Source organism: Saccharothrix sp. HUAS TT1, from assembly GCF_040744945.1.
GTDB lineage: Bacteria > Actinomycetota > Actinomycetes > Mycobacteriales > Pseudonocardiaceae > Actinosynnema.
Genome location: NZ_CP160453.1, coordinates 89,335 through 109,425, shown reverse-complemented (window position 1 = coordinate 109,425; position 20,091 = coordinate 89,335). Strand labels below are relative to the sequence as shown.

Sequence of the window (20,091 nt, the reverse complement as noted above, 5' to 3'; positions counted from 1 at the left end):
ACGTGCGGTAACACGTTCGAGTGGTACCGCACGTCACACGACATGGGCTCAGGACCGGTCGAACTCCTGGGCCGCCAGGGCGCGCACGATGCCCGCGCGACCCTCCGACACCAGCCGCCGCAGGGCGGGCGGCCGTTCCTCGGCCAGCCACTCGTCGGCCGCCGTCACCGTGTCCTTCGCGATCGACCACGAGGGGAACAGCCCGACGACCATCGACTGCGCCCGCTCGCTGGACCGCCGCTCCCACACGTCGGCCACGTCGGCGAAGTACCGCTGCACGAACGGCTGCAGCAGCTGCTTCTGGCCGGGGTGCTGGATGCCCGCGATGACCGCCTCCGACACCGCGTTCGGCAGCTCGTCGTCGTTCACCGCCCGGTCCCACGCCTCGGCCTTCGCCTCGGCCGTCGGCCGCAGCGCCCGCGCCGACTCGGCCCGTCGCCGCCCGGTGGCGGTCGGGTCGCGCTCCTCCTCGGCCTGGATCTCGTCCAGCCCGGCGGCGCCGTGCGCGACCAGCGCGTGCAGCAGCCGCCACCGCAGGTCGGTGTCGACGTCCAGGCCGTCGAGCACGTCCGTGCCGTCCAGCCAGCCCCGCACCACGGCCAGCGCGCCCTCGTCCAGCACCGACCCGGCCAGCGCGTTCACGAACGCCAGCTGGTGGTCGGAACCGGCCTCGGCGGCCCGCGCCAGCTCCAGCGTGGTCGAGGTGAACCGGCGCCAGCCCTCGTCGCGCCACGACGCGTCCGCGTACGACGACAGCGCGGTCTGCGCCTGGAGCAGCAGCCGCTGCACCACGCCGACCTCGGACTCCGAGCGCAGCCCGCCGAGCACCAGGTTGACGAAGTCGCGGGCCTTCAGCTCGGCCTCGCGGGTCATCTCCCACGCCGCCGACCAGCACAGCGTGCGCGGCAGCGGCTCGGCGATGTCGGCGATGTGGTCGATCAGCGAGGCCAGCGAGTCCGGGTCCAGCCGCATCGTGCAGTAGGTCAGGTCGTCGTCGTTGACCAGCACGAGCTTGCCCCGGTGCACGCCGATCAGGTCGGGCACCTCGGTCCGCTCGCCGGACACGTCCAGCTCGACCCGGTGCTCGCGCACGAGCTTGCCCGACTCGTCCGCGTCGTAGACGCCGATCGCCAGCCGGTGCGTGCGCAGCTCGCCCGCACCCGGCCGCGCGCCGCCCTGCAGCACCGCGAACTCGGTGAACCGGCCCTCGGCGTCGACGGTGAACTTGGGGCGCAGCAGGTTCAGGCCGGTGGTCTCCAGCCACTGCGCGCTCCACCACGACAGGTCGCGGCCGGACGCCTCCTCCAGCGCGCCGAGCAGGTCGGCCAGCGTGGCGTTGCCCCAGGCGTGCTTGCCGAAGTACACCCGCAGGCCGGACAGGAAGTTGTCCAGCCCCACGTAGGACACCAGCTGCTTGAGCACCGAGGCGCCCTTGGCGTAGGTGATGCCGTCGAAGTTGACCTCGACCGCCTGCAGGTCCGGGATGTCGGCGGCCACCGGGTGCGTGGACGGCAGCTGGTCCTGCCGGTACGCCCACGACTTCTCGATCTTGGCGAACGTCGTCCACGCCTGCCGGTACTCGGTCGCCTCGGCCTGCGCCAGCACCGACGCCCAGGTGGCGAACGACTCGTTCAGCCACAGGTCGTCCCACCAGCGCATGGTCACCAGGTCGCCGAACCACATGTGCGCCATCTCGTGCAGCACGGTCTCGGCGCGGCGCTCGTACAGGTAGCGGGTGACGCGGCTGCGGAAGACGTAGTCCTCCAGGAACGTGACGCAGCCGGCGTTCTCCATCGCGCCCGCGTTGAACTCGGGCACGAAGCACTGGTCGTACTTGCCGAACGGGTACTTGACCCCGAACGCGCCGTGGTAGAAGCCGAAACCCTGCTTGGTCTCGGTGAACAGCCGCTCGTGGTCCATGTGCGGCGCGAGCGACGCGCGGCAGTAGATGCCCAGCGGGATCGTCGTCTCGCCGTCGCTGAACTCGTCGCGCCACTCCGCGTACGGGCCCGCGACCAGCGCGACCAGGTAGGTCGACATGGGCTTGGTGGTCGCGAAGACGTGCCGGTCCGCGCCGCCGCCGCCGTCCACAGTGGACTCGATCGCCGAGTTGGAGACGACCTTCCAGTGGTGCGGGGCCGTCACGGTCAGGTCGTAGACCGACTTCAGGTCGGGCTGGTCGAAGCAGGCGAACATGCGCTTGGCGTCCGCCGTCTCGAACTGCGAGTACAGGTAGACCTCGCCGTCCACCGGGTCGACGAACCGGTGCAGGCCCTCGCCGGTGTTCATGTACCGGCAGTCGGCCTCGATCGTCAGCTCGTTGACCTCCGCCAGCTCGGGCAGGTGGACGCCGTCCTCCTCGCGGTACGCGGAGACGTCCAGCTCGTGACCGTTCAGCACGGCGCGGTGCACGTTGGCGGCCACGACGTCGACCCAGGTGGACGCGCCGGGCGTCCGGCTGCGGAACGCAACCGTCGTGGTGGAGCGGAAGGTGTCCGCGCCGGGCTTGCCGCCACCGTCGGTCAGGTCCAGCTCGATCCGGTAGGAGTCGACTTCCAGCAGCGCAGCCCGCTGCTGCGCCTGGTCGCGGGTGAGGTTGGGTGCCGCCACTGGTCACCTCGTCTGCCGGCGCCAGGGAACTCGGAGCCGACCTCGTCGGAACGGGAATGGTGTCGTGTCGGTGAACACGACAGTCGCATCCAATCACGTGGGACCCGCGGAAGTGGACTGGCGTCCGAGGGAAGACTGCGCGCGGTCGCCGGGTTGAGCACGATGAGGAACGTCGGACCAGGCAGATGGACACGAACAGCCACGGAGGGGACACCGCATGTCGACAGAGGGACGCACGAAGGTCGACTTCTACTTCGACCCGATCTGCCCGTTCGCGTGGATCTCGTCCCGGTGGATCCTGGAGGTGGAGAAGCAGCGCGACCTCGACCTGGACTTCCGGGTCATGAGCCTGTCGGTGCTCAACGACGGCCGCGACGTGCCCGCCAACTACCGGGACATGCTCGACCAGGGCTGGGGCCCGGTGCGGGTCGCGATCGCCGCCGCCAAGCTCAAGGGCGACGGCGTGCTGCGCGACCTGTACACGGCGCTCGGCACCAAGATCCACAACGACGGGCTCGGTCGCGACCGGGAGTACGACAAGGCCGTCGAGCTGGCGCTGGAGGAGGTCGGCCTGCCCGCCGAGCTGGCCGCCGCCGCGCACACCGACGAGCACGACGAGGAGCTGCGCGCCAGCCACCACCGGGGCATGGACCCGGTGGGCATGGACGTCGGCACGCCCACGATCCACATCGACGGCGTGGCGTTCTTCGGGCCGGTGCTCACCAAGATCCCGCGCGGCGAGGACGCGGTGAAGATCTTCGACGGCGCCCGCGCGCTGGCGGGCTTCCCGCACTTCTTCGAGCTGAAGCGCACCCGGACCGGTGAGCTGGACTTCTCCTGACGCCTTCGGTGTGACACTCTGGGGCTGATTTCGTCTTGGAGTGTCACACCGTTCCGCAGGGGAGTGCGCAGTGATCGAGGTCGTCAACCCGACCACCGAAGAGGTCGTCGGCACCGTCCGCGCCGGCACGGCCGGTGACGTGGACACGGCCGTGACCAGGGCCGTCGCCGCGTTCCCGACGTGGGCGGCGACGCCGCTCGACGTGCGGCTGGACGTCCTGCGGCGGTTCGCCGACCTGCTCGGGGCGCGGGCCGACGAGTTCGCCGCCACCATGACCGCCGAGATGGGCACGCCCATCACGTTCGCCTCGCGGGTGCAGGTGCCGAACCCGCTCGGGATCACCCGGGGCGTGGTCGACGTGCTCGCGGACGGGTACCTCGACGGCGAGGAGGTCGGCAACTCGCTGGTGCTGCGCGAGCCGATCGGCGTGGTCGCCGCCATCACCCCGTGGAACTTCCCGCTCCAGCAGATGGTGGCCAAGGTCGTGCCCGCGCTCGCGGCCGGCAACGTCGTCGTGCTCAAGCCGAGCGAGCTGGCGCCCATGACCGCCGACCTGCTGGCGGAGGTGCTGCACGAGGCCGGCGTGCCGCAGGGCGTGTTCACGCTCGTCCACGGCACGGGCCAGGTGGTCGGCGAGGCGTTGGCCGGTCACCCGATGGTGGACATGGTGTCGTTCACCGGTTCGACCAGGGCCGGTCGCCGGGTCGCCGCGCTGGCCGCCGAGACGGTCAAGCGGGTGGCGCTGGAGCTGGGCGGGAAGTCGGCGAACGTCGTGCTGGACGACGCCGACCTGACCCGCGCGGTGAAGATCGGCGTGGCGAACGCGTTCATGAACAACGGTCAGGCGTGCAGCGCGTGGACCCGCCTGCTGGTGCCCGCTTCCCGGCACGACGAGGCGCTGGAGATCGCCGTCGCCGCCGCGTCCAAGTACGAACCGGGCGACCCCGCGCTCCCCGGCACGCGCCTCGGGCCGGCCGTGACCGCCGCCCAGCGCGACCGCGTCGTCGGCTACATCGAGCGCGGCGTCTCCGAGGGCGCGCAGCTGGCCCTGGGTGGAGCCGAACGCCCCCTGCCCGTGGGTTTCCACGTCGCGCCGACCGTGTTCGGCGGTGTCCGGCCGGACATGACGATCGCGCAGGAGGAGATCTTCGGCCCGGTGCTGTCCGTGATGCCGTACAAGGACGAGGACGACGCCGTGCGCATCGCCAACTCCACCATCTACGGCCTGGGCGGCGCCGTCTTCTCCGCCGACGCCGACCGCGCGCTGGCCGTGGCGCGGCGCCTGCGCACCGGCCAGGTCGACATCAACGGCGCCGCGTTCAACACCAGCGCCCCGTTCGGCGGCTACCGCCAGTCCGGCAACGGCCGCGAGTTCGGCCACCACGGCCTGTCCGAGTTCACCGAACTGAAGTCCATCCAACGCTGACCCCCGCGAGAGTCCAACGCTCGCAGCGCGAGAGTCCAACGCTCAGCGCACCTGAATTCAACGCTCAGCACCCGGCCGTCGGTGGCTGAGCGTTGAATTCAGGGTGCGTGAACGTTGGACTCTCGCGCGCTGAGCGTTGGACTCTCGCGGGTTAGTAGTGGGCGCGCAGGACGCCGTCGGTGAGGCGGGGGACGGCAGTGCTCACGTCGACCTCGGAGGCCAGGGCCACGTCACCCGCGTGACCGGCGGCGATCAGCTCACGGCCCGACACGCACCCGGCCAGCACGTCCGCCACCGACGACCGCGCGAACACCTCCGCCGCCAGCGCCGCCTCCACCGACGCCGAGCCGTACCCCAGCAGCGACGCCACCACGGCGCCCGCGCCGAGCAGGTCCTCCACCGCCGGCCGCAGCGGTCCGCCCTCCCCCGACTCCGAGATGGTCACGCCCCACCGCTCACCACCCGGCACGACCCCGATCGGCCCACCGGCCGCCAACTCCCGCGCCGCCGCCGCGACCGCACTCGCGTTGCGTAGGCACCCGGCCAGCACGACCGCGCCCGTCGAAGCGGCCAGCGAGCACAGCGTCGCCCCGTTGGCCGACGCCAGTTCCAGCTCCACCCCCGTCGGCACCGACACCAGCGACGACGGCCGCAACGTCCACGACGGGTCCGCCGGCCGGGCCGCCGACGCCCGGTCCGCCCACCGCACCGGCCGCACCGAACCGCCGCGGGCGACCACCACGTCCACCGCCGTCGAGAACGACAGCACGTCCACGACCACGAGCACCGCGCACTGCCCCCCGAGCGCGGCGACCCCCTCGGCACCCCACTCCAGCCGAAGCCGGGAACCCTCTTGAGCGAACACGCGACCAAGGATGGCAGACTTGCTGACGTGCGCGTTTACCTGGGATCGGACCACGCGGGCTTCGAGCTGAAGACCCACCTCGTCAAGCACCTGACCGACACCGGCCACGAGGTGGTCGACGTCGGCCCCGAGGTGTACGACGCGGAGGACGACTACCCGCCGTTCTGCATCGAGGCGGCCCGTCGCGTGGTCGCGGACCAGGGCAGCCTCGGCATCGTCATCGGCGGTTCCGGCAACGGCGAGCAGATCGCCGCGAACAAGGTCCCCGGCGCCCGCGCCGCGCTGGCCTACAGCGTGGAGACGGCCAAGCTCGCCCGCGAGCACAACGACGCCCAGCTGATCGGCGTCGGCGGCCGGATGCACACCACCGAGGAGGCCGTCGCGATCGTGGAGGCGTTCCTCGCCACCCCGTTCTCCGGCCAGGAGCGGCACGCCCGCCGGATCGACATCCTCCGCGACTACGAGCGCACCGGCGAGGCTCCGGCCCTGCCCTGATGCCCGAAGGTCACACGCTCCACCGCCTCGCGGAACTGCACCAGCGCCGCTACGCGGGCTCGACGGTCGGGGTGTCGAGCCCGCAGGGCAGGTTCGCGGCCTCCCTCGTGGACGGCCGGCTGTTCGAGCGCGCCGAGGCGCACGGCAAGCACCTGTTCCACGTCTACGGCCCGGACGCGACCGTGCACGTCCACCTGGGGCTCTACGGCACGTTCACCGAGTCGCCGCACCCGGTCACCGAGCCGGTCGGCGCGGTGCGGATGCGGTTGGTCGGACCGACGCACTGGACGGACCTGCGCGGCCCGACCCGCTGCGAGGTGCTGACCGACGTCGAGGTCGACGCCCTGCGCGCCCGCCTCGGCCCGGACCCGCTGCGCGACGACGCCGAGCCGGAGGTGGCCTACGCCCGCGTCGCCCGCTCACGCCAGTCCATCGCCGTGCTGCTGATGGACCAGTCGGTGCTCTCGGGCGTCGGCAACGTCTACCGCGCCGAAGTCCTGTTCCGCCACAACGTCCACCCGTTCGTGCAAGGCCACCGGGTCGACCGGGCCCTGTGGGACGCGATGTGGCTCGACCTGACCGTGCTCATGCGCGCCGGCGTCGAGGCGGGCCACATCGACACCGTCCGCCCGGAACACCGCCCCGAGGTCATGGGCCGCCCCCCGCGCGACGACCGGCACGGCGGCGAGGTCTACGTCTACCGCCGCACCGGTCAACCGTGCCTGATCTGCGGCACCCCGATCACCACCGCCGAGGTCGCCGCGCGCAACCTCTACTGGTGCCCGACCTGCCAGGCCCCCTGACCCGGTCAGAACCCGCCGAAGTCACCGCCGCCGAAGTCGCCACCGCCGTAATCCCCGCCGTAGTCGCCACCGGTGTCACCGGCGTCACCGCCCGCGTCACCGCCGTCGCCACCGTCACCGCCGTCCGCGCCACCGGGGTCCTCGGCCGCCACCGCGGCGGGCACGCCGACCATGCCGGTGAACATCGCGCTGAACAGCAGCATCGAGCCGAAGCCCCACGCGCCCGCCACCAGGGCGGGCTTCCACCACGGCTCCGAGTACCAGCCCTGCGGCACCGGGCGACCCGCCACCACACCACCGGGGTAGTAGTGCGGGGTGTGCGAGCCCGGCCGCGGCGAGGCGACGTAGCGGTGGCCCTCCACCGTGACGTCCCGCTCCTCCATCACCGCGCCCGCACGGCTCTGACCGGTCAGGTCCGGCAGCTCCGGGCCGGGGTCGAGGTCCATCGCGACGCGCGCCGCCCGCACGTAGTACAGGCCCTCCATCGCGGTCTGCGTGACCAGGCGGCACTGCTCCACCGTGCGCGCCTGCTCCATCTGCGACCCGGCCGCGGTGAACCGCTCGGACGCGTCGGCCAGCGCCTGCTGCGAGGCCACGTCCGTGCCGGTCAGGTTCATCACCTGGCCGCCGAGCCGTTCGACCCAGCGACGGGCGTCGGCCTGGGCGTCCTCCAGCTCCCGGCGCCGCTTCTCGGCGGCGGACCGGGCGAAGTACCAGCCCACGCCCACCACCAGGGCGAGCAGCACGAGCAACACGATCGTGGTGGTCATCGACCCTCCCGGTGCCTGTTGCCCGGAGAACGGCCCGCGAGCCGCAGAGGTTCCCAAACCGGTCAGAACACCTCCGGGCAGTGGGGGTCCCGATCACCCGAAAAGGCGTGTGACAAGGCGTTCACGGCACCGTGCGTGACCTCGCGCACCCGTTGGGCTCGCGCCATGGCGGCCAGCTTCGTCCCACCGAGGTACACCGCGCCCAACGCCTGCACGTCCAGCACCACGTCCGGCTCGTCGTCCACCCGCCGCACGGTCGCCTCACCGCCCTCGACGGTCAACCGCCGCCGGCCCGCGTTCCACGGGCAGAAGTCGTCGGTCACCTCCAGCACCAGGTCCACGTCCGACGGGTACCGGCGTTGGGTGAGCGCGAGGTCGACGTCCACGACGCGCACCCACAGCGAGTCCGCCCGACCGCGCAACGCCAGCCGCGAGTCCTCCAGCAGGTGGGTGATCGGGTCGTCGGAGGCGGTGTAGGACTTCAGCTCGCCGATCATGTCGACGTCCAGCAGGTACCGGTACAGCGCCGCGTACGCCTCGTCGGTGCGCGCCGCGATCTCCCGCAGGTGCAGCTCGTTGCGCGGACCGCGTTCCTGCCAGTCGTACTTGACCCGGTAGACCGCGTACCCGTCCGGGTGCAGGACGTAGCGGAAGGCGCTCAGCCCGCCGCGGTCGCGTTCGAGGTCGGCGAACTGGTGGTCCCAGAACCCGTCGGTCCGGCTCAACCACCCCGTGCGGCCGGGTCGGACGGCTTCGTGGACGACCTTCATGGCCGGCATCGCCACGTCCCGCGGCACCTCGCGCACCCGCGCGTCACCGGTCGACACCCCGGGGCGGAACGCCGCCCCTCGCGGCACCTCCAGCCTCGTGAACTCCGCCCCGAGCCCGTAGCCGAAGCGCGGGTAGATCGCGGCCTCCGACGCCCACAGCGCGGCGATGCCCTCGCGGCCCTCGTCGCGGATGCTGTCCAGCTGCGCCCTCATGATGCGCGTGAGCACGCCCCGGCGGCGGTGACCGGGCCTGACGCCCACCGACGTGACCGCCGCGAAGGGCTGCGGACCGGCGCCGGGGAGGGTGATCTCACGGCTCTGGATGCCGCCCACGCCGATCATCTCGTCGTCCTCGAAGACGGCGTGGTGGCGTTCGGGCTCGAAGATGTCACGCCATCGTTCCAACCGCTCCTCGGCGGGGTCGTTGAGGAACGCGGTGTCGACCACCCGCTGCAGTTCGGGGAGGTCGGCCGGGGTCAGGGTGCGGAGTGTGAGCGCCATTACCCGTTCATACGCCGGTCGCCGGTCCGTCGCGACGCAATTCAGGGGTCGCCCGGAGGACGGCCGGTCCGCGATGCTGCGGCGATGGACGCCCACTCGTTGGCGGTAGCGCTCCGCGTCGAAGCGGCGGCGTTGGCGGTCGCGGCCGACCTGGCCCCGTTGAGCCGGGACGTGCCGGCGTGCCCGGGGATGACGGTCGCCGACCTGCTGGTGCACCTGGGTTCCATCCACCGGATGGTGGCGAGGTGGATCGCCCGCGGCGCGCGTCCGGTGGGCTGGGAGTGCTCTCCCGGTGACGCGGACCTGGTCGACTGGTACCGGGTCGGCGCGGCGTCGCTGATCGCGGTGCTGGACCCGGCGCGCGCGGCGTCACCGGCGGCGACGTGGTGCCCGTGGGACCGGACGCTGGGGTTCTGGCTGCGGCGCATGGCGCACGAGACGGCCGTGCACCGGGTCGACGCGCAGGCCGCGATCGGCCTGGCGGCGCCGTTGGAGACGGGGTTGGCGGCCGACGGCATCGACGAGGTGCTGCGGTTGTGGCTGGGCTGCCACCAGCCGCCGGGCGCCCACGCGTCGGGGAGGGCCGTGACGCTGCGCGTGCCGGGGCGGGAGTGGACCGTGGCGCTGCACGAGGGGGTCGTGGACTACTGCCCCGGAGCCGACGCGGCGGCCGTGGTCAGCGGGTCGGCGTCGACGGTGGACCTGTGGTTGTGGGGGCGGGTGGGGGAGGAGCAGTTGTCGGTGGAGGGGGATGTGGTGGTCGTGCGCGCGCTGCGGGCCGCAGTGGCGGCGGCAACCGGCTGATAAGTGGTGGGGTGAGGGGCAGACTGTGCGCGTGACGAAGCTGCGCGTGATCCTGAGATGCCTGGTGACGTTCGCCATCGGTGTTCTCGCGGTGGTGCTGGCGGTGCGCTTCGGCGAGGCCCTGTGGCGCGCGGTGACGTCGTGAGAGTTATCGGAGGGGCTTCACGAAGCAGAACTCGTTGCCCTCGGGGTCGAGGAGCACTTGGAAGCTCCCCTGCTCATCGGTCTGAACCGCGCCCTGCCGCACAGCGCCCAGCTCAACGGCCCGCTCGGTGGCGATCGCGATGTCGTCCACGTCGATGTCCAGGTGCAACCGGTTCTTGACGGCCTTCACCTCCGGCACCGGCTGGAACGAAATCCTCGGCCACCCGGGCGGAACCACGTGCGCCCAACCGTGCTCCCGCTCCACAGACCGCCCCCCGAGCAACCCCGCCCAGAACCTGACGAGCCGTGCGGGTTCGAGGCAGTCCACCACGATCTGATCGAGACGCATACCTCCCATCATGACGGCTGGAGTGGTGCGGGCCGCCGGGAATCCCAAGCCACTGTTCTTCCCGGCGACCCACTTCGACGGCCTCCGCACGAGTCTGGGGTGACATCAAGGCAGCCAAAACGACTGTAGGACCCCACCGCACCCGTTCGTCAACCCAAACCCCCACCTCATCCGCGTGAAGCCACCACCCCACAATCCCGTTGGGGCACAACAACTCCGTCCCTGCACCTTCACCACCTCAACCAACCCCCTCCCCTTTCTGCCCCACCGGCCAACCTCCCGCCAACCCAACCGAGTGGCCGCACCGTCCAAGCACCCCCACCGGTCCACACCTCGCCTGCTCAACTTGAAGGTCCGCAAGAGGTGTTCACTCCATGCCAGGGAGGAGCGGGGGCGGAGCATTGAGGCGGGGATCGAGGCTCTGGTGAGTGCCGAGAAGGGGCACGGGGAAGTCGTAGAAAGCAAAAGACCGTCCACGTGGGACGGTGAGTGAGGGCTCTACCAGCAAGAAGAGGCTGGAGCGGGTGACGGGAATCGAACCCGCATGACCAGCTTGGAAGGCTGGGGCTCTACCATTGAGCTACACCCGCATCGCGCCTACCGGGGTGGGCGCGGGATCAGTTTAGCGGGTCGCGATAGGGTGGGGTGGACCGGGGCGTGGCGCAGCTTGGTAGCGCACCCGCTTTGGGAGCGGGGGGTCGCAGGTTCAAATCCTGTCGCCCCGACGGTCGCGCCCTGGCCAGCCGTGAGGTTGGTCAGGGCTTCACCTGCCCCCCGGTGGGCTAGCCGCCCAGTTCGTTGACGGCGGTGGAGACCGCCGCGGCCTGGCGTTCGAGTTCGTCGTCGGTCGAGGTCTCGTCGACGCCGCGGGCCAGGAGTTCGGCCCTCGACAGCAGCAGCATGGCGCCGCGGTAGTCGTCGGTGTCCAGGTCGTCGACCTTGACCACCTCCAACCGACCCTCCACCAGGACCAGGTTCGGGTCCGGCAGGTCGGACGTCAGCAGCTCTCGCAGGTCACTCGCCTCGACGGTCATGGGTTCGAGCTACCCGACGCCCGCCGCGCGAAACGCGGGCCGTTCTTGAGCACACCCGCGCCCGGGTGCTCAAGAACGGCTCCCCAGTGTCATGCCGGAGTCGCCACCTGCTCGCTGACCACCTGCGCCGCCGCCGACACGAGCGCCGTCACCGACGGGTTCGTCGAGTTGTCCTGGCGCCACGCGAACTGCGTGTACACCCGGAACGGCGGGACCCAGGGCAGTCGGCACAGCCTGCCGTCCGCCAGCTCGGCGGCGACCGTCACCTCGGGGACGAGCGAGATCCCCAGACCCGAGGCGACCGCCCGCTTGGCGGCGTCGATCGAGTCCAGCGCCAGCACCGGCGACTTCGACTCGGCCTCCTGCAGGCCCAGCGCCTGCTCGAACTGCTCGTAGTAGCTCGCGCCGTTCTCGGCCCGGATGAGCGTGCTCCCGCGCAGCTCGTCCTCGGTGATCACCGAACGCCTGGTCAAGGCGTGGGTCGGGCCGGCGACCATGACCAACGGCTCCGGGCACAGCACCGTCGTCTCCAACCCCTCGCGGGGCTCCACGGAGCCGATGAAGAAGGTGCAGTCGAGCCGCCCCTCGCGCACCGAGGTCAGGTTGGCCTGGGTGTTGCGGGAGTGGAGCGAGATCTGGACGCTCGGGTAGCGCCAGCACATGTACTCGATCAGTGGTAGCAGACGGTAGTCGGTCAGACTCTGTGCGCTGCCGATGACCAGCTTGCCGTGCGGCTCGCCGTTCATCGTGATCGCTTTCCTGGCCTTGTCGGTCAGGGTGATGATGTTCCGCGCGAACGGCAGTAGTTCGACACCGGCGGAAGTCATCTGGATGCCGCGTGGAAGTCGCCGGAACAAAGGCACGCCAAGGGTCTCTTCGAGTGCTTTGATCCGGGTGGTTATAGTCGGTTGTGAGCAATTCAGCGTGGCGGCTGCCTTGGTGAAACTGCCCGTTTGAACCACAGTTGTGAACGCCAAAAGCTGACGCGTCTCCATGGAGCTCCCCAACGGTGCGTGTAAGTGGTCCACGGCGTCGGGTAGGACGGCGCCGTGATCTCTTGTGCGTGGCGGCAGTTGACCGGGCTGCGCTGTCTACGTGCGCGAAGCCTGGTCGATCAACATCGCCGCGCTACCGCGAGGGGTGGTTGGCGGTGGCCGGGTGACGTCTCCGGGCACCGTCGGGCGCCAGGGTGGCGGTCGGTGCCCAGCGGTTGTCCTGGGTTGGTGTTCGGCAGCGGCGGAATGGATCTCATCGGGTCATCGGCACCTTGTCTTGGTAGGTGGTTAAAGAGCTCGATGACATTTCTCGCTCGTTCCTGTCGGTCCCGGTTGCCGGTTGCGTCCGCTGCTGACCCCCCAGAACGTCCGGCAACGTGAATTATTGCTGGTCCAACATGCGGATCCGGGCGTCACGCTACCTGAAACCCACACTAATGGACTACGGCGAGTGGAGTCATCTCGACAAGTGAAAGTTTTCTGCCAAGGGTTGCTCCAAACGGCCTCAATTCACTCTTTCCGCCGAACCTCCCCTCGTTGTTGGTTGCAGAACGTTAGTCGTCCCTACGGCATCCGTGTTACACGACACGATCGTGCTCCTGCTCGGTGCAGACGTCGACCGCCCCGCTCTCGGCTCCCAGTGCCACTCGAATGGCCTAGCGAACAGCTTTGTCGATCCCCCGTTCAGAGGCATAGGAGCGGCCAAACCGCCCCTGGCGGAACCGCTGAATTGCGGAGAGCTGGTCCGAGGCGGTTGTGTCGCCCGTCCGTGGCGGTCGTGCTCACACCTCGGGACGCCCGGCACGGTGGCGAGGGCGGTTAAGAACCACTGTTGTGATTTTCACCGCGCCCCAGCGGTCCCCCCGGCGACGTCCCGGACGCGCCCCGGACGCGCCCCGGACGACGCCCCGAAGACGTCCACGAAGACGTCCACGAAGACGTCCGTGAAGGGGTCCACGAGGTGTCCGGACGGGCGTAATTCCACCGCCGACAAGAATTCCGCGGCGCTATTCACGCCGCCCGCCACATTGCGCCCGGCAAAGCCCCGAACGCACCGCGCCGCCGCCGTCACGCGCGGTTGCGGCCCCCGGACCCGGGGTGCTAGCGCCGCCGCGCCGGCCGACCGCCTAGACTCGAACCCGAATCCCGGCGCGCCCCTACGCGTTCACGGGGTGTTCCGCACGTCCTGCCCGTTACGAGGAGACCACGTTGAAGAGCACCGTCGAGCACCTGAGCCCGACGCGGGTCCGGATCAACGTCGAGGTGCCGTTCGACGAGCTCAAGTCGGACTTCGACCGCGCGTACCGCAAGCTGGCCAAGCAGGTCCGCATCCCCGGCTTCCGCCCCGGCAAGGCCCCCGCCCGAGTGCTGGAGAGCCGCATCGGCCGCGCGCCCGTGCTGGACGAGGTCGTCCAGGAGGCCATCCCGGCCAAGTACCTGGAGGCCGTCAGCTCCGGCGAGCTGCGCACGCTCGGCCGCCCGGACTTCGAGGTGACCAAGATCGAGGACGGTGAGTCGCTGGCGTTCACCGCCGAGGTCGACGTCCGCCCCGAGATCACCGTCCCCGCGTTCGGCGAGCTGAGCGTGAGCGTCGACGACCAGGAAGTCACCGACGAGGACGTGGACACCCAGCTCGACGAGCTGCGCGCCCGCTTCGCGACCCTGACCGGCGTCAAGCGCCCGGCGGAGACCGGCGACTTCGTCGTGGTCGACCTGTCGGCGACCGTGGACGGCGAGGAGGTCGAGGAGGCCAAGACCGCCGGCCTGTCCTACGAGATCGGCTCCGGCCAGCTCGTGGAGGGCATCGACGACGCCCTGGTCGGCGCCTCCGAGGGCGAGTCGAAGAACTTCACCACCACCCTGGTCGCCGGCGACCACGCCGGTCGCGACGCCGAGGTCACCGTGGTGCTGAACTCGGTCAAGGAGCGCCAGCTGCCCGAGCTGGACGACGAGTTCGCCCAGCTGGCCAGCGAGTTCGACACGCTGGACGAGCTGAAGACCGACCTGCGCACCCGCCTGGGCCGGGTCAAGAAGATGCAGCAGGGCGTCCAGGCCCGGGACAAGGTGCTGGAGGCGCTGCTGGCCAGCGTCGAGGTGCCGCTGCCCGAGGCCGTCGTCCAGGGCGAGGTCGAGGCGCGGGCGCACGACGCCATCCACGCCCTCGACCACGACGAGGCGCGCTTCGCCGAGTGGCTGGCCGAGCAGGGCCAGACCCAGGAGCAGTTCGACACCGAGGTGCGCGAGGCCGCCGAGCAGGCGGTCAAGACCCAGCTCGTGCTGGACGCCATCGCCGACGCCGAGCAGCTGAACGTGACCGACGCCGAGCTGACCGAGCGGATCATCTACCAGGCCCAGCGGTTCGGCATCAGCCCCGACGAGTACGTCAAGCGGGCGCAGCAGTCCGGCCAGTTGGGCGCGATCTTCGCCGACGTGCGCCGCGGCAAGGCCCTGGCCTCGGTCGTGCGCCAGGCCACCGTCACGGACTCCGAGGGCAACACCCTCGACCTCGACGAGCTTTTCGGGGAGACCAAGTCCACTGAGGAACCCGCCAACGCGGAGTGAAGCCCTGAGCGAACGCGGGCGGTGTCGGGACGTCGACGCCGCCCGCCTTCGTTAAGGTCGTTGCTACGAGACTCTTTTCGGCACAGCTAGTCGGCAAAGTTAGGCAGGCAGACGTGACGCAGCATTCCTTCCCGACGCCCGAGATGCGGTCGGCCACGGGGATGAACCTCAACGACTCGGTCTACGAGCGCCTGCTCCGCGAGCGGATCATCGTGCTGGGGTCGCAGGTCGAAGAGGGCATCGCCAACCAGATCACCGCCCAGCTCCTCCTGCTCGCCGCGGAGGACCCGGAGAAGGACATCACGCTCTACATCAACTCGCCCGGCGGCTCGGTGACCGCGGGCATGGCGATCTTCGACACGATGCAGCTCATCGAGCCGGACGTGGCCACGTACGCCATGGGCCTGGCCGCCTCGATGGGGCAGTTCCTGCTCTCGGCGGGCACGCCCGGCAAGCGGCACGCGCTCCCGCACGCCCGCATCCTCATGCACCAGCCCTCGGCCGGTGTCGGCGGCACGGCGGCGGACATCGCGATCCAGGCGGACATGCTCACCCGGACCAAGCAGGAGATGGCGGAGCTCATCGCGCAGCACACCGGTCAGCCGGTCGAGCGCATCATCGCCGACTCGGACCGCGACCGCTGGTTCACCGCCCAGGAAGCCCTCGAGTACGGCTTCGTGGACAAGGTGATCACCCGCGCCAGCCAGGCGACGACCAACTGACCGCGAGCAGAGCACCAGGAGACCTGAAGTGAGCCAGTTCCACGCGCCGCAGTCCCGGTACGTGCTCCCGTCGTTCGTCGAGCGCACCAGCTACGGCATCAAGGAGTCCAACCCGTACAACAAGCTGTTCGAGGAGCGCATCATCTTCCTCGGCGTGCAGGTGGACGACGCGTCGGCCAACGACGTGATGGCCCAGCTGCTCGTGCTGGAGTCGGAGGACCCGGACCGCGACATCCTGATGTACATCAACTCGCCGGGTGGCTCGTTCACCTCGCTGATGGCCATCTACGACACCATGCAGTTCGTCCGCCCGGACATCCAGACCTACTGCCTGGGCCAGGCGGCCTCGGCGGCCGCGGTCCTGCTCGCGGCGGGCACCCCCGGCAAGCGGCACGCGCTGCCCAACGCCCGGATCCTGATCCACCAGCCGGCCACCGAGGGCGTCTACGGGCAGGTCTCCGACCTGGAGATCCAGTCCAACGAGATCCAGCGGGTGCGCAGGCTGCTGGAGACCACGCTCGCCCGGCACACCACCCGCTCGCCGGAGCAGGTGCGCACGGACATCGAGCGCGACAAGATCCTCACCGCCGACGAGGCGAAGGAATACGGGCTCATCGACAGCGTTCTGCCCTACCGGAAGCTCTCGGCGAAGTAGGTCCGGCGCGCCGCCCGACACGCCGAGCTGACCAGGGGTCCTGCTCAGTTCGGGGTGTCGGGGGCACGCTGGTCCTCCCGCGCAGCGGGGTTGGACAGGTACCGTCGAGGGGAACGGGCGGACCCCGCATCCAGCGGGCACTCGCCACATCAGCAGTCAGGCGCACCTCACCAGGTCGTGCGCCGGAGGGGACAGAGGTCAGCGGTCATGGCACGTATCGGTGACGGCGGCGACCTGCTGAAGTGCTCTTTCTGCGGCAAGAGCCAGAAGCAGGTGAAAAAACTCATCGCCGGACCGGGTGTCTACATCTGCGATGAGTGCATCGACCTCTGCAACGAGATCATCGAGGAAGAACTCGCGGAGGCCGGTGACGTCAAGCTCGACGAGCTGCCCAAGCCCGCCGAGATCCACGAGTTCCTCGACCAGTACGTGATCGGCCAGAACGAGGCCAAGCGCACGCTCTCGGTGGCGGTCTACAACCACTACAAGCGCATCCAGGCCGGTGACCGCGGGCGCGAGGGTCGCGACGACGGCGTGGAACTCGCCAAGTCGAACATCCTCATGCTCGGCCCGACCGGGTGCGGCAAGACCTACCTGGCCCAGACGCTCGCGAAGATGCTGAACGTGCCGTTCGCCATCGCGGACGCCACGGCGTTGACCGAGGCGGGCTACGTGGGTGAGGACGTGGAGAACATCCTCCTCAAGCTCATCCAGGCGGCGGACTACGACGTCAAGCGCGCCGAGACCGGCATCATCTACATCGACGAGGTCGACAAGATCGCTCGAAAGAGTGAAAATCCGTCGATCACGCGGGACGTGTCGGGCGAAGGCGTGCAGCAGGCGCTGCTGAAAATACTGGAGGGGACGACGGCCTCGGTGCCGCCGCAGGGTGGTCGCAAGCACCCCCACCAGGAGTTCATCCAGATCGACACCACGAACGTGCTGTTCATCGTGGCGGGCGCGTTCGCGGGCCTGGACAAGATCATCCAGGACCGGGTCGGCAAGCGCGGGCTCGGCTTCGGCGCCGAGGTGCGGACCAAGGCCGAGGTCGACGCGGCGGACTACTACGCCGAGTCGATGCCCGAGGACCTGATCAAGTTCGGCCTGATCCCGGAGTTCATCGGCCGGTTGCCGATGGTCGCCAGCGTCACGAACCTGGACAAGGAATCACTCGTCCGGATCCTGACCGAGCCGAAGAACGCGCTGGTCAAGCAGTACCAGAAGCTGTTCGAGATGGACGGGGTCGAACTGGAGTTCACCCGGACGGCGATGGAGGCGGTCGCCGACCAGGCGATCCTGCGCGGCACCGGGGCGCGCGGCCTGCGGGCGATCATGGAAGAAGTCCTGCTGCCGGTGATGTACGACATCCCCAGCCGCTCGGACGTCGCCAAGGTCGTCATCACGGAGCAGACCGTGAAGGAGAACGTGAACCCGACCATCGTGGCCCGGCAGCCCTCGCGCCGGGAGCGCCGCGAGAAGTCGGCCTGAGTTGTCCCTCCCGCACGCGCTGATCCTGCACGGCCTGGGCGGTTCCGGACCGGAGCACTGGCAGAACTGGCTGGCAGGCGAGCTGGCCCACCACGGTGGGTCGGTCGACCTGCCCCAGTTCAGCTCCCCGGACGAGCCGCGGCTGTCGACGTGGCTGGCCGAACTGCGGTCGCACCTGGCCGCGATGCCCGAGGCGGGTTCGGTCGAGCGGGTCGTGGTGGCCCACTCGCTGGCCGGGCTGCTGTGGCTGCACCACGCCGCGGGCGACGTCGACCCGGCGCTGCGGGTGGACCGCGTGCTGCTGGTCGCACCACCCGCGCCGGACCACGCCGACGAGCCGCTGATCCGCGAGTTCCTGCACCCCGCGCTGAGCCCGGAGGCCCCGCGACGGGCGGCGGCGTCGACCCGGCTGGTGGTGGGCGAGGGCGACTCGTACTGCACGGTGGCGCAGGCCAAGGAGCTGGCCGAGGCGCTGCGGGTCGAGGTGGACGTCATCGTGGACGGCGGCCACCTCAACGTCGACGCGGGCTACGGGTCGTGGGGCGCCGTGCTGAAGTGGGTGCGCAGCGCCCGCGTGCCCCTCACGCCGCGCTGACGACCACCCGGAACAGGGTGAAGGCGGCCAGGAACGGGCCGGTGGCGAGGTCGGCCAGCCAGGTCTCGGCCGCTCGGCGGGTCAGCCGGCCCGCCCGGACGGCGCGGTGGGCGTTGCGGGTCAGGCCGAGCAGGTCGTCGGCGGTGGGGAAGTCGTGCAGGAGCTGGACGTCGGCTTCGACCGCCCGCACGGTCAGGCCCGCGTCGACGGCCAGTCGTGCCAGTTGGCGACCGACGACGGGGTTGCGCACGACCCGGTCGCACACGAAGCGGTTGAACGCGAGGTTCGTGGCCACCGAGCCGGGGTCCACCGCGAGGGTTTCCCAGTCCGGCTGGGCCAGCGCCGCCAGCCCTCCCGGGCGCAGCACGCGGCGCAGCTCGACCAGCACGGCGCCGGGGTCGGGGACGAGGTGCAGGACCCGGTCGACGCGGGCGCGGTCGGCGCTGCCGTCGTCGAGCGGCAACGCCCGGGCGTCGCCCCGGTGGACCAGCACGGGCAGGCCGGCGGTCCGGCGGGTGGCCTCCTCGACCATGGCGGGGTCGGCGTCGACGCCGATGACGGTCCCCGCCCGCTCGGCCATGGCGGGCAGGTCGGTCCCGGGGCCGCAGCCGACGTCCAGGGCGACGTGGTGCGGCCGCAGGTCCAGCGACTCCAGCAGCCGCCGCTTGTAGGCGCGGCCCGCGTCGGCGGCGTGGTCGAGGTAGGCGATCGGGTCCGGGCTGGTCGGCATGCCGCCAGGCAACCACAGCCGTGTGGAGGACCTGTGAGCGTCAGGGCACGCGCCTGCCGAGGAAGCGGATGACGTCCGGGACGACCCGGCGGTAGAAGGTGTCGTCGTGGCTGCCGGGGGAGATGGCGGCGACGGTGGGCCTGGCCAGGGCGATGAACCGGCGGGTCCCGGTGATGAAGCGGTCGTGGTCGCCCGCCCAGACGCCGATCGGCGTGGCGCCCAGCTCGGCCACGTGCTTCAGCGGGTCGAGCGACACCCACTGCTCCCGGTCGGCGAACGCGTTGCGCCGCGCCATCTCCGGCCAGTCGGTGATGAGCGCGGGCGCGATCGCGGCGACGGCCCCGGTCGGCTCGCGCCGCTCGTGCCGCCGCCGGGCGTAGAGGAGCGCGCCGAAGCCGCCCATCGACACCCCCGTGCAGGCGAACGGCGCGCCGTGGCCGCGCTCGGCCAGCCACCGGGGCACCTCCTCCAGCAGCATCCCCATCGGGTCGTCGCCGGGGACGTTCTCGTGCCAGTAGTGGTCGTCGCCGTCGACCGCCACGAAGCCGAACGGCGGCACCTGGCCGCGTCCCACGGCGGCGGCCAGCACCTCCTCCATCCCGCCGACGAACGCCAGCCGGGCGGTGCCGTGCCGGCCGTGCAGCATGATCGACATGGGCAGGCCCTCGGTGGGCACGCCCGGCGGGACCATGGTGAGCAGGTCGACGTCGCGACCGCGGTGGTGCGAGTGGACGCGCTCGACCCGCACCACGGACCGCTTCACGGCGGGCACCGGACCGGCGACGCCCCGCGCGTGCCGGAGCGCTTCGCCGAACGGCGCGTCGCTGCGCAACCCGGCCGTGACGCCCACCGCCGCGAAGGCGCCACCGCCCAGCGCCGTGAGGACCGTCCGCCTGCTGACCACGTCACCGCCCCCCGTCGAGTCCTCCACC

19 protein-coding genes and 2 tRNA genes are annotated in these 20,091 nt (G+C 70.7%); 11 read left to right on the top strand and 10 right to left on the bottom strand.

The window, feature by feature from the left end:
* Positions 1–48: 48 nt before the first annotated feature.
* Positions 49–2,610 (bottom strand): aminopeptidase N, encoded by a 2,562-nt coding sequence (gene pepN / locus AB0F89_RS00530; RefSeq protein WP_367131445.1) that lies wholly within the window; start codon positions 2,608–2,610, stop codon positions 49–51.
* 217 nt (positions 2,611–2,827) lie between these two features.
* Here pepN and AB0F89_RS00525 point away from each other — a divergent pair, with 217 nt between their 5' ends.
* Both AB0F89_RS00525 and AB0F89_RS00520 read left to right on the top strand, forming a co-directional pair.
* The gene (locus AB0F89_RS00525) at positions 2,828–3,451 is read left to right on the top strand and encodes a disulfide bond formation protein DsbA (protein WP_367131443.1); all 624 of its coding nucleotides are present in this window, start codon (positions 2,828–2,830) and stop codon (positions 3,449–3,451) included.
* Positions 3,452–3,521: 70 nt separating this feature from the next.
* A complete protein-coding gene (locus AB0F89_RS00520; RefSeq protein ID WP_367131441.1) occupies positions 3,522–4,877 on the top strand; it encodes an aldehyde dehydrogenase family protein in 1,356 nt (451 codons plus the stop codon).
* A gap of 151 nt (positions 4,878–5,028) precedes the next feature.
* On the opposite strand, the gene AB0F89_RS00515 is transcribed toward AB0F89_RS00520, so the two are convergent.
* The gene (locus AB0F89_RS00515) at positions 5,029–5,742 is read right to left on the bottom strand and encodes a 2-phosphosulfolactate phosphatase (RefSeq protein ID WP_367131439.1); all 714 of its coding nucleotides are present in this window, start codon (positions 5,740–5,742) and stop codon (positions 5,029–5,031) included.
* Positions 5,743–5,769: 27 nt separating this feature from the next.
* Here AB0F89_RS00515 and AB0F89_RS00510 point away from each other — a divergent pair, with 27 nt between their 5' ends.
* Positions 5,770–6,237 carry a ribose-5-phosphate isomerase gene (locus tag AB0F89_RS00510; RefSeq protein ID WP_367131436.1) on the top strand — a complete coding sequence of 156 codons (468 nt, stop codon included), beginning with the start codon at positions 5,770–5,772 and terminating at the stop codon, positions 6,235–6,237.
* The gene (locus AB0F89_RS00505) at positions 6,237–7,040 is read left to right on the top strand and encodes an Fpg/Nei family DNA glycosylase (protein WP_367131434.1); all 804 of its coding nucleotides are present in this window, start codon (positions 6,237–6,239) and stop codon (positions 7,038–7,040) included. The genes AB0F89_RS00510 and AB0F89_RS00505 overlap by 1 nt, the downstream gene beginning before the upstream one ends.
* A 5-nt stretch (positions 7,041–7,045) precedes the next feature.
* Here the strand turns inward: AB0F89_RS00505 and AB0F89_RS00500 are convergent, their stop codons facing one another.
* Positions 7,046–7,810: a hypothetical protein gene (locus AB0F89_RS00500; RefSeq protein ID WP_367131432.1), complete on the bottom strand. Its 765-nt coding sequence runs from the start codon at positions 7,808–7,810 to the stop codon at positions 7,046–7,048.
* Positions 7,811–7,872: 62 nt separating this feature from the next.
* Entirely contained in the window at positions 7,873–9,081 is a 1,209-nt protein-coding gene (locus AB0F89_RS00495) for a GNAT family N-acetyltransferase (RefSeq protein WP_367131430.1), read from the bottom strand.
* 84 nt (positions 9,082–9,165) lie between these two features.
* Here AB0F89_RS00495 and AB0F89_RS00490 point away from each other — a divergent pair, with 84 nt between their 5' ends.
* Positions 9,166–9,885 (top strand): maleylpyruvate isomerase family mycothiol-dependent enzyme, encoded by a 720-nt coding sequence (locus tag AB0F89_RS00490; protein ID WP_367131428.1) that lies wholly within the window; start codon positions 9,166–9,168, stop codon positions 9,883–9,885.
* 148 nt (positions 9,886–10,033) lie between these two features.
* On the opposite strand, the gene AB0F89_RS00485 is transcribed toward AB0F89_RS00490, so the two are convergent.
* Together AB0F89_RS00485 and AB0F89_RS00480 are read right to left on the bottom strand one after the other, a co-directional pair.
* Positions 10,034–10,378, bottom strand: coding sequence for a VOC family protein (locus tag AB0F89_RS00485; protein WP_367131426.1), 345 nt, complete (start codon positions 10,376–10,378; stop codon positions 10,034–10,036).
* A 516-nt stretch (positions 10,379–10,894) separates the two neighbouring features.
* A tRNA-Gly gene (locus AB0F89_RS00480) sits at positions 10,895–10,968 on the bottom strand.
* 61 nt (positions 10,969–11,029) lie between these two features.
* On the opposite strand from AB0F89_RS00480, the gene AB0F89_RS00475 reads away from it, so the two are divergent.
* Positions 11,030–11,103: transfer RNA gene (locus tag AB0F89_RS00475), tRNA-Pro, on the top strand.
* A 57-nt stretch (positions 11,104–11,160) separates the two neighbouring features.
* On the opposite strand, the gene AB0F89_RS00470 is transcribed toward AB0F89_RS00475, so the two are convergent.
* Together AB0F89_RS00470 and AB0F89_RS00465 are read right to left on the bottom strand one after the other, a co-directional pair.
* Complete coding sequence (locus AB0F89_RS00470) at positions 11,161–11,412, bottom strand: hypothetical protein (RefSeq protein WP_367131424.1); 252 nt, start codon at positions 11,410–11,412, stop codon at positions 11,161–11,163.
* A gap of 89 nt (positions 11,413–11,501) precedes the next feature.
* On the bottom strand, positions 11,502–12,407 hold the full coding sequence (locus AB0F89_RS00465) for a LysR family transcriptional regulator (protein WP_141978685.1): 906 nt from the start codon (positions 12,405–12,407) through the stop codon (positions 11,502–11,504).
* Positions 12,408–13,616: 1,209 nt separating this feature from the next.
* Here AB0F89_RS00465 and tig point away from each other — a divergent pair.
* From tig to AB0F89_RS00440, 5 genes are all read left to right on the top strand, one after another.
* Complete coding sequence (gene tig / locus AB0F89_RS00460) at positions 13,617–14,969, top strand: trigger factor (RefSeq protein ID WP_367131422.1); 1,353 nt, start codon at positions 13,617–13,619, stop codon at positions 14,967–14,969.
* Between the two features lie 113 nt (positions 14,970–15,082).
* Positions 15,083–15,691, top strand: coding sequence for an ATP-dependent Clp protease proteolytic subunit (locus tag AB0F89_RS00455; RefSeq protein WP_367131420.1), 609 nt, complete (start codon positions 15,083–15,085; stop codon positions 15,689–15,691).
* A gap of 28 nt (positions 15,692–15,719) precedes the next feature.
* Positions 15,720–16,346 carry an ATP-dependent Clp protease proteolytic subunit gene (locus tag AB0F89_RS00450; protein WP_367131418.1) on the top strand — a complete coding sequence of 209 codons (627 nt, stop codon included), beginning with the start codon at positions 15,720–15,722 and terminating at the stop codon, positions 16,344–16,346.
* Between the two features lie 207 nt (positions 16,347–16,553).
* The gene (gene clpX / locus AB0F89_RS00445) at positions 16,554–17,834 is read left to right on the top strand and encodes an ATP-dependent Clp protease ATP-binding subunit ClpX (protein ID WP_077008567.1); all 1,281 of its coding nucleotides are present in this window, start codon (positions 16,554–16,556) and stop codon (positions 17,832–17,834) included.
* Position 17,835: 1 nt separating this feature from the next.
* The gene (locus AB0F89_RS00440) at positions 17,836–18,429 is read left to right on the top strand and encodes an RBBP9/YdeN family alpha/beta hydrolase (protein ID WP_367131416.1); all 594 of its coding nucleotides are present in this window, start codon (positions 17,836–17,838) and stop codon (positions 18,427–18,429) included.
* Here AB0F89_RS00440 and AB0F89_RS00435 read toward each other — a convergent pair.
* The gene (locus AB0F89_RS00435; RefSeq protein ID WP_367131414.1) at positions 18,416–19,159 is read right to left on the bottom strand and encodes a methyltransferase domain-containing protein; all 744 of its coding nucleotides are present in this window, start codon (positions 19,157–19,159) and stop codon (positions 18,416–18,418) included. The two genes, AB0F89_RS00440 and AB0F89_RS00435, sit on opposite strands and share 14 nt — an antisense overlap.
* 40 nt (positions 19,160–19,199) lie before the next feature.
* The gene (locus AB0F89_RS00430; RefSeq protein ID WP_367131412.1) at positions 19,200–20,090 is read right to left on the bottom strand and encodes an alpha/beta hydrolase; all 891 of its coding nucleotides are present in this window, start codon (positions 20,088–20,090) and stop codon (positions 19,200–19,202) included.
* Position 20,091: the final 1 nt, after the last annotated feature.